General features: G+C 33.2%; 9 protein-coding genes and 1 tRNA gene. 2 read left to right on the top strand and 8 right to left on the bottom strand.

Annotated features, from left to right (window positions below):
* Together ACY2U7_RS03185 and ACY2U7_RS03180 are read left to right on the top strand one after the other, a co-directional pair.
* A partial coding sequence (locus tag ACY2U7_RS03185) for an ABC transporter ATP-binding protein (protein ID WP_461815838.1) occupies positions 1 to 633 on the top strand: 633 nt, incomplete at its 5' end.
* Positions 626 to 1,420, top strand: coding sequence for an ABC transporter permease (locus tag ACY2U7_RS03180; RefSeq protein WP_461812116.1), 795 nt, complete (start codon positions 626 to 628; stop codon positions 1,418 to 1,420). The genes ACY2U7_RS03185 and ACY2U7_RS03180, both read left to right, overlap by 8 nt.
* A 42-nt stretch (positions 1,421 to 1,462) precedes the next feature.
* Here the strand turns inward: ACY2U7_RS03180 and glpK are convergent, their stop codons facing one another.
* The 8 genes from glpK to ylqF form a co-directional block, all read right to left on the bottom strand.
* Positions 1,463 to 2,959, bottom strand: a complete 1,497-nt coding sequence (glpK, locus tag ACY2U7_RS03175; protein ID WP_461812115.1) for a glycerol kinase GlpK — start codon at positions 2,957 to 2,959, stop codon at positions 1,463 to 1,465.
* A gap of 93 nt (positions 2,960 to 3,052) precedes the next feature.
* A tRNA-Thr gene (locus ACY2U7_RS03170) sits at positions 3,053 to 3,125 on the bottom strand.
* A 34-nt stretch (positions 3,126 to 3,159) separates the two neighbouring features.
* Positions 3,160 to 4,095, bottom strand: coding sequence for a mechanosensitive ion channel family protein (locus tag ACY2U7_RS03165; RefSeq protein WP_461812114.1), 936 nt, complete (start codon positions 4,093 to 4,095; stop codon positions 3,160 to 3,162).
* A gap of 12 nt (positions 4,096 to 4,107) precedes the next feature.
* Positions 4,108 to 4,953: a peptidoglycan editing factor PgeF gene (pgeF, locus tag ACY2U7_RS03160; protein WP_461815837.1), complete on the bottom strand. Its 846-nt coding sequence runs from the start codon at positions 4,951 to 4,953 to the stop codon at positions 4,108 to 4,110.
* An 8-nt stretch (positions 4,954 to 4,961) separates the two neighbouring features.
* A complete protein-coding gene (locus ACY2U7_RS03155; RefSeq protein WP_461815836.1) occupies positions 4,962 to 5,318 on the bottom strand; it encodes a YraN family protein in 357 nt (118 codons plus the stop codon).
* 2 nt (positions 5,319 to 5,320) lie between these two features.
* Positions 5,321 to 6,079 carry a ribonuclease HII gene (gene rnhB / locus ACY2U7_RS03150; RefSeq protein ID WP_461812111.1) on the bottom strand — a complete coding sequence of 253 codons (759 nt, stop codon included), beginning with the start codon at positions 6,077 to 6,079 and terminating at the stop codon, positions 5,321 to 5,323.
* Positions 6,072 to 6,626 (bottom strand): signal peptidase I, encoded by a 555-nt coding sequence (gene lepB, locus ACY2U7_RS03145; protein ID WP_461812110.1) that lies wholly within the window; start codon positions 6,624 to 6,626, stop codon positions 6,072 to 6,074. The genes rnhB and lepB overlap by 8 nt, the downstream gene beginning before the upstream one ends.
* 19 nt (positions 6,627 to 6,645) lie before the next feature.
* The gene (gene ylqF / locus ACY2U7_RS03140; protein ID WP_461812109.1) at positions 6,646 to 7,497 is read right to left on the bottom strand and encodes a ribosome biogenesis GTPase YlqF; all 852 of its coding nucleotides are present in this window, start codon (positions 7,495 to 7,497) and stop codon (positions 6,646 to 6,648) included.
* Positions 7,498 to 7,502 lie beyond the last annotated feature (5 nt).

The raw sequence follows: 7,502 nt of genomic DNA, 5'->3' as shown, positions 1-7,502 counted from the left end.
GGCAAATCAACCTTACTTTCCATTATCTGCGGTCTATTAACGCCTGATTTCCCAGCCGTTTTATTTCAAGGGAAACCTCTAAAAGAAAATACTGATAAAATTGGCTATATGCTTCAACATGATCATCTCTTCGAATGGCGCACAATTTATCAAAATGTACTTTTAGGATTAGAAATTCAACACAAACTTTCTCCAAAAACCAAAGAAAAAGCACATCAATTACTTGAACTTTACGGACTAAAAGCATTTTCTAACGCAAAACCATCTCAATTGTCAGGAGGAATGAGACAACGTGCTGCTCTCGCTCGAACATTGGTATTCGAACCTGAACTTTTACTCTTAGATGAACCTTTTTCTGCTCTTGATTATCAAACAAGACTAAAAGTAGGAGATGACATTGGACAGATTATCCGAAAAGAAAAGAAAACAGCCATTCTTGTTACACATGATTTATCAGAAGCAATTAGTTTAGGAGATAAAGTATTAATTTTATCTAAGCGCCCTGCTACGATTCAAAAAAATATTTTACTTAATTTTGATTTAGAAAACGACACACCTCTCCAACGAAGAAATACGCCCGAATTTAAAGACTATTTTAATTCAATATGGAAGGAGCTAAATATAAATGAGTGACTCTATTTCACAAATTCTTTATCTCAAAAAACAAAAACATCACAAATATATCGTTTATTTTTCTCGCATATTTATTTTAATTTTCTTTTTAGTCTTGTGGGAAATTACTTCATATTACGGAATTATTGATTCTTTTATCTTTAGTAGTCCATATAAAATTATAAAATGCTTTTGGTCTATGGTTTTAGATAAAAGTATCTTTTTCCACACAAAAATAACTCTTTATGAAACTATTAGTAGTTTTCTGCTTGTTATTTTTTTTAGCCTATTTTTTGCTATCTTACTGTGGTCCAGTCAAAAATTATCTGATATAGTAGAACCTTATCTTGTTGTTCTAAACAGTCTTCCAAAATCTGCCCTTGCTCCACTATTAATTGTATGGCTTGGTGCAAAGCCTACCACTATTATTGTTTGTGGAATGTCCATAGCTATTTTTGGAAGTATTTTAAATTTATATACTAATTTCATTCATGTGGATGAGGAAAAATTAAAACTTATTTACACACTGCATGGTAACCGCTTTCATATTTTAACAAAAGTAGTTTTACCAAGTTCTGTTCCTGCCATTATTAATATGATGAAAGTAAATATTGGACTCTGTCTTGTCGGAGTAATTATTGGTGAATTTTTAGCAGCCAAAAGTGGCCTTGGTTATTTAATTATTTATTCTAGTCAAGTTTTTAAGATGGATTGGTTATTAATGTCTATTGTCTTACTTTGTATTATGGCAATGGTACTTTATACTCTTATTTCATTTATCCAAAAGCAATACCAAAAACATTTCTAAATCAAATACAGTTGCGGAAATCCGCAACTGCCTTACATACTTTTATTCCTCTTTTGCCCACTCATAAGAATATTTTATTGCTTTATTCCAACCTTTTATTTTTTTAATTCTTTCTTCCTCTGTAATTTTCGGAATAAAATTCTTATCTTTTTGCCAATTCTTCACTACTTCCGCTTTATCTGCCCAATATCCTACTGCCAATCCTGCCAAATATGCAGCTCCCATCGCCGTTGTTTCTACACATTTCGGGCGAATTACCGGTGCATTGATAATATCCGCCTGAACCCCCATTAAAAAATCATTTGCACTTGCACCTCCATCTACTTTTAAGGCAGGAATAGAAATTCCAGAATCAGCTTTCATTGCCTCTAAAACATCATAGACCTGATAGGCAATTGATTCTAATGTTGCACGAATAATATGATAACGATTAACTCCTCTTGTAATTCCTACAATTGTTCCCCTTGCATATTGATCCCAATGAGGTGCTCCAAGACCTGTAAACGCAGGAACAACATAACAACCATTAGTATTTTTTACTCTCTGCGCTAAACTTTCAGAATCTTTCGCTGAATCAATTAATTTCATTTCATCTCGTAACCATTGAATTGCTGCGCCAGCTACAAAAATAGAGCCTTCCAAAGCATAAGTTACTTTCCCATCTAACCCCCACGCAATGGTAGTTACCAATCCATGATTAGAATACACTGGCCTTTCCCCTGTATTCATCAAAAGGAAACAGCCTGTTCCATAAGTATTTTTTGCTTCTCCTTCTTGGAAACAAGTCTGACCAAAAAGTGCTGCTTGTTGATCACCTGCGGCTCCTCCAATAATTATTTCGTCTCCAAAAAATGAGGGATCTGTCATCCCATACACATAACTTGATGGTTTCACTTCAGGAAGCATACTTATAGGAATTTCTAATTTTTCCAAAATTTCATTATCCCACTCTAATGTGTTAATATTAAACAACATTGTTCTGGAAGCATTAGAATAATCTGTTACATGAACTTTTCCTTTTGTTAATTTCCATATGAGCCATGTTTCAACCGTTCCAAATAAGAGTTTTCCCTCATCTGCTTTCTTTCTTGCTCCTTTTACATTATCGAGAATCCATTTAACTTTAGTTGCAGAAAAATATGCATCTATGACAAGTCCTGTCTTTTGTCGAAAAAAATCTGTCATTCCTTCTTCTTTTAACTTATCACAATAATCTGAAGTTCTTCTACACTGCCACACGATCGCATTATATACGGGTTCTCCTGTTTCTTTATCCCACACAATTGCAGTTTCTCTCTGATTTGTAATTCCTATAGCAGCAATATCTTTTGCAGAAGCTCCTATTTTATTCATTGCCTCTACTGCAACACCTAGTTGAGTAGACCAAATTTCATTAGCATCATGCTCTACCCATCCTGGCTTTGTAAAATACTGTGTAAATTCTTTTTGTGCTACACTACACATATTTCCTTTTTCATCAAATAGAATACATCGATTGCTCGTTGTTCCTGCATCTAATGCCATAATATATCTTCTCATTCTCTCTCTCCTTAAACTATTGATTAAATTCATTTTTCCTTCTATATATCAAAAAAGTCACAGACTATATCTGTGACTTTTCTTATTAATTAAAGCTGAAAATCGGACTTGAACCGACGACCCCTTCATTACGAGTGAAGTGCTCTACCAACTGAGCTATTTCAGCATTTGGTTGCATTCATAGCAACCACCAAATAATATTATATACTATTTTCAGAATTTTGCAACTGTTTTTTTCCCTCATTTTCTTTCATATGAAGGGTAATCTGCTGGTAAGGTATTTCAATATGATTTTCATCTAACGCCAATTTGATTTCTTCTAGCAATCTCCATCTTGTCGGCCAATATTCTTCTGTTTTAACCCACGCACGTGTTCCTATTACAACTGAACTTGTACCTAATTTATCTACAAATACTAATATTTCTTCATCCTTTAAAATGCTTTGATCTTCTTTAAGAAGACTTTCGATAATCTCTTTTGCTTTTCGCAAATTTGCTTCATAAGCGATATCAATACTTAAATCCAATCTTCTAATATCCTTAGCTGTCACATTTGTTAAACTTGTGTTAGCCAACGTTCCATTTGGAATAACAATCGTTTTGTTATCCACAGTTGATAATTTTGTATAAAAAATTTGGATTTCTTTTACTGTACCTTCATTTTTTTGACTATCTTCTATAATATAGTCTCCAACAACAAATGGCTTTAACATGAGAATCAAAACGCCGCCTGCAAAATTTGACAAGCTCCCTTGCAGTGCAAGACCAATAGCAACACCACCTGATGCTAACAGAGCAGCAACTGAAGCCGTATCTACACCAAATTTCGCCGCAATAGAAAAAATCAATAACGCATAAAGAAGAACTTTTACCATAGAATCAATAAATTGTTGTACCCCTTTATCTGCACTAGAACGTTCAAAAGAGCGACGAATAATTTTACGAATAATTTTAATTACTTTTCTTCCGATAAAAAAGAAAATAATTGCTAAAAGAACTTTTACTCCAAATCCTATCAAAGCAGGAATATTTTCATTTACATATTGTGCAAATTTCCCCATTTCCTTTGCAGCCTCTGTTGTCACTTCAGCGACTTCTTTTGGTACTTCACCTTTTGCCGTATTTGCTAAAAACATTGTTTTACCTCCTTATTGTATGGCTAAAAATGCGGCTAAATTTCCTCGTTTCCCACAGGATGCTCGATGCGAAAAAAGAATTTCATTATTACAACAAGTACAAATATTTGTTACTTCAATATGATCTTTTTCAATGCCAGATTCCAAAAATATGTATTCATTTGCTTTCCAAAGATTTAACTGGTACTTTCCATTTTCTTTCCGATAAAACAACTCTGTCCAATATTCTTCGGCAAATGCTCTTTTAAATTCATCAATCACATCTTCACTAACTTCATAACAATCCTGACAAATAGACGGACCAATTGCCGCAAGAATATCTTTTGGATTTGAACCATACTCTTTCTGCATTTTTTCCACAGTTTTCTTCCCTATTTTTCCTACAGTTCCTCTCCATCCCGAATGGCTAAGACCAATCACTTTTTTTACAGGATCAACAAAAAATAACGGAACACAATCGGCATAAAAAGTCACCAGACAAATTCCCGGAACATTTGTGATAAGACCATCCACATCATCATAATCCAAGGATTTCACAATTCCCTTTCCTTTATCTTCACTTGTGACAACTCTCACATTTGTTGTATGTGTTTGTTTAGAAAAAACGAAATCGGTTTCTTCTACATTCAAAACATTTGCCATTCTTCTGAAATTTTCACGTACATCTTCTTCTTTATCCCCTCTAGAAAAACTAAGGTTCATTGTACTACATACACCTTTACTTACACCTCCGAGACGTGTAGAAAATGCATGTTGCACCATTCCTGTTTGTTCAAATAAAGGATACGTTAAATAGTACACTCCACTTTTTTCTTTTTCATTAAACACTTTCTCTTTGTTTTTATATTTAATATTCATTTTTCTACCTATATAATATATTCAAATGCATTTTTAATTAATTCTATTTTATTTCCAATAATCCCTATAACATCAAAACGGCAGGAGATATTCGTTATCTGGTGTTTTGTAATATAATACAGCGCTGTTTTACATATCTTTTTCTGTTTATGTATTGTCACTGCCTCAAAAGGTGTCCCTTTTCTATTATCTGATCGATATTTCACTTCACAGAATACAAGGACTTCTCCATCCATGGCAATAATATCAATCTCACCCATTTTACTACGAAAATTATATTCTAGTATAGAATACCCTTTCGTTTGCAAATATTCACCCGCCTGCTTTTCAAATATACTTCCAATGTTTCTTGTATTTTTTATCATAATTATATAAATTTTTTAATAAATGTTTTTCGATGAATTGGTGTTGCACCATTTTCTTTTAGTGCTTCAATGTGTGCAGCTGATCCATATCCTTTATTACTTGCAAAATCGTATCCAGGAATCACTTTATCATATTCTTTCATAAGCCGATCTCTTGTTACCTTTGCAATAATACTTGCTGCTGCAATAGACACACTTTTTCCATCACCTTTAATAATTGGTATCTGCGGAATATCCACTTTTGGTATCGTAACTGCATCATTTAACAGCAAAGTCGGTTTTACTTTTAATTGATCGATAGCTATTCTCATTGCTTCATATGTTGCCTGCAAAATATTTATTTCATCAATTCTTGCTGGACTAACAATGCCAATACCAGTTGCAACAGCCTTTTCCATAATAATGTCATACAATTCTTCTCTCTTTTTTTCCGAAAGTTTCTTAGAATCATTTAAATACAAAATCATTTCATCTTTTGGAAGAATAACCGCACCTGCTACAACCGGTCCTGCCAACGGACCTCTTCCTACTTCATCAATTCCACAAATATATTTTTCCGCACAGTTCTCCTGTTCGTAAAAACTCATTTTCTCTATCCGTTTGATTTCTTCTTGAAATTTTTCTTCCCTCTTTTTATATTTTATAATTAGATTAATAACACCATTTCTACTATCTTTAGCATACTTTTCATATAGTGAAGGGATCATTTCTCTTTCAGCCTTTTCAAATTCTTCTTTAATTTCACGGATACTTTTACTCATGGGAAATCACTCCAATACTATCAAATGGCCAAATTCTTATCCATGCTCTTCCCATTAAATCTTTTCTTTTCAGCACACCTACATTTGGCACTCTACTATCAGAACTATGGTTTCTATTATCACCTAAAACAAAATACTCATCTTCTCCTAATGTGATCGGTTCCTCAGCAATTCCTGCATCTTGCATAACTTCAGCACCATAATCCTTTTCCAACTTTTTACCATTTATGTAAACATATCCCTCTATAATCTGTATCTTTTCTCCCGGAAGACCAATAATTCGTTTAATATAATACGTATCTTCCTCATATTTGTATGGAAATACAACAATTTCATATCTTTCTGGTTCTCTAAAACGATATGTTAATTTATCTACCAAAAGATTATCACCATCATGTAATGTTGGTTGCATAGACTGACCACTTACTCGTGTGCGCACCCCTACATATGTAATGATTAAATAAGTAAATAGTAAAATAACTCCTATATAAATGATCCAATCTAATATTTCTTTTAAAATGCTTTTTGATTTTTCCTTATCTTCCATACTCCGTTTCTATTCCCCTTTATTCATAATCTTCAGGAAATTCAAGCGTAATTTTCCCTAATCTCCCATTTCTAAAATCGTCAGTAATCATCATCGCCGCTTTTTCCGTATCTAATTCATTTCCTTTTAATAAACAATGTCTATTTTTTGCAATTTCCATAAGACATGCATATGGATCTTCTTGCTCTTTTATTTCATATTTTTCTTCCAAAACACCAGCATAGTGTGTAGTTAAAAACTTGATCAATTCTCCCGCAAGTTCTTCTGTATTTAAAATTTCATCCTTAATTGAACCGATAAACGCTAATTTTAAACCAACTTGTTGATCTTCAAATTTAGGCCACAAAATTCCTGGTGTATCAAGTAATTCAACGTTTTTATTTAAACGGATCCATTGTTTTCCCTTTGTTACCCCTGGTTTATTTCCTGTTTTTGCACAAGCTTTTCCTGCTAAAGCATTTATAAACGTGGATTTTCCCACATTAGGAATTCCTACCACCATTGCTCTAACTGGACGATTTAAAATTCCTCTTTTTCTATCACGTTCAATTTTTTCTTTACATGCTTCTTGAATAACACCTTGGATAGATTTAATCCCACCACCTCTTTTAGAGTTGACTTTCACAACAGAATATCCCTTCTTAGAAAAATATTCTGCCCAAGCAATATTTTGTCTATCTTCTGCTAAATCTGACTTATTTAATAAAATAAGCCTCGCTTTATTTTTTCCAAGTTCATCTATATCTGGATTTCTACTACTTATTGGTATTCTTGCATCAACAAGTTCAATTACCAAATCAATTAGTTTAATATTTTCCTGCATCATGCGCTTTGCTTTTGTCATGTGCCCTGGATACCACTGAAAGTGCATACTAT

Origin of the sequence: Faecalimonas sp. (assembly GCA_029264305.1) — a bacterium.
Taxonomy (GTDB): Bacteria; Bacillota; Clostridia; order Lachnospirales; family Lachnospiraceae; genus Faecalimonas.
Note: the sequence above shows the minus strand (reverse complement) of the source record. Positions and strands in the feature narration are given on the sequence as shown.

Coding starts and splice junctions, on each gene's coding strand:
- ACY2U7_RS03180 (WP_461812116.1), top strand. CDS start 626: ATGAGTGACTCTATTTCACAAATTCTTTATCTCAAAAAACAAAAACAT.
- glpK (WP_461812115.1), bottom strand. CDS start 2,959: ATGAGAAGATATATTATGGCATTAGATGCAGGAACAACGAGCAATCGA.
- ACY2U7_RS03165 (WP_461812114.1), bottom strand. CDS start 4,095: ATGTTTTTAGCAAATACGGCAAAAGGTGAAGTACCAAAAGAAGTCGCT.
- pgeF (WP_461815837.1), bottom strand. CDS start 4,953: ATGAATATTAAATATAAAAACAAAGAGAAAGTGTTTAATGAAAAAGAA.
- ACY2U7_RS03155 (WP_461815836.1), bottom strand. CDS start 5,318: ATGATAAAAAATACAAGAAACATTGGAAGTATATTTGAAAAGCAGGCG.
- rnhB (WP_461812111.1), bottom strand. CDS start 6,079: ATGAGTAAAAGTATCCGTGAAATTAAAGAAGAATTTGAAAAGGCTGAA.
- lepB (WP_461812110.1), bottom strand. CDS start 6,626: ATGGAAGATAAGGAAAAATCAAAAAGCATTTTAAAAGAAATATTAGAT.
- ylqF (WP_461812109.1), bottom strand. CDS start 7,497: ATGCACTTTCAGTGGTATCCAGGGCACATGACAAAAGCAAAGCGCATG.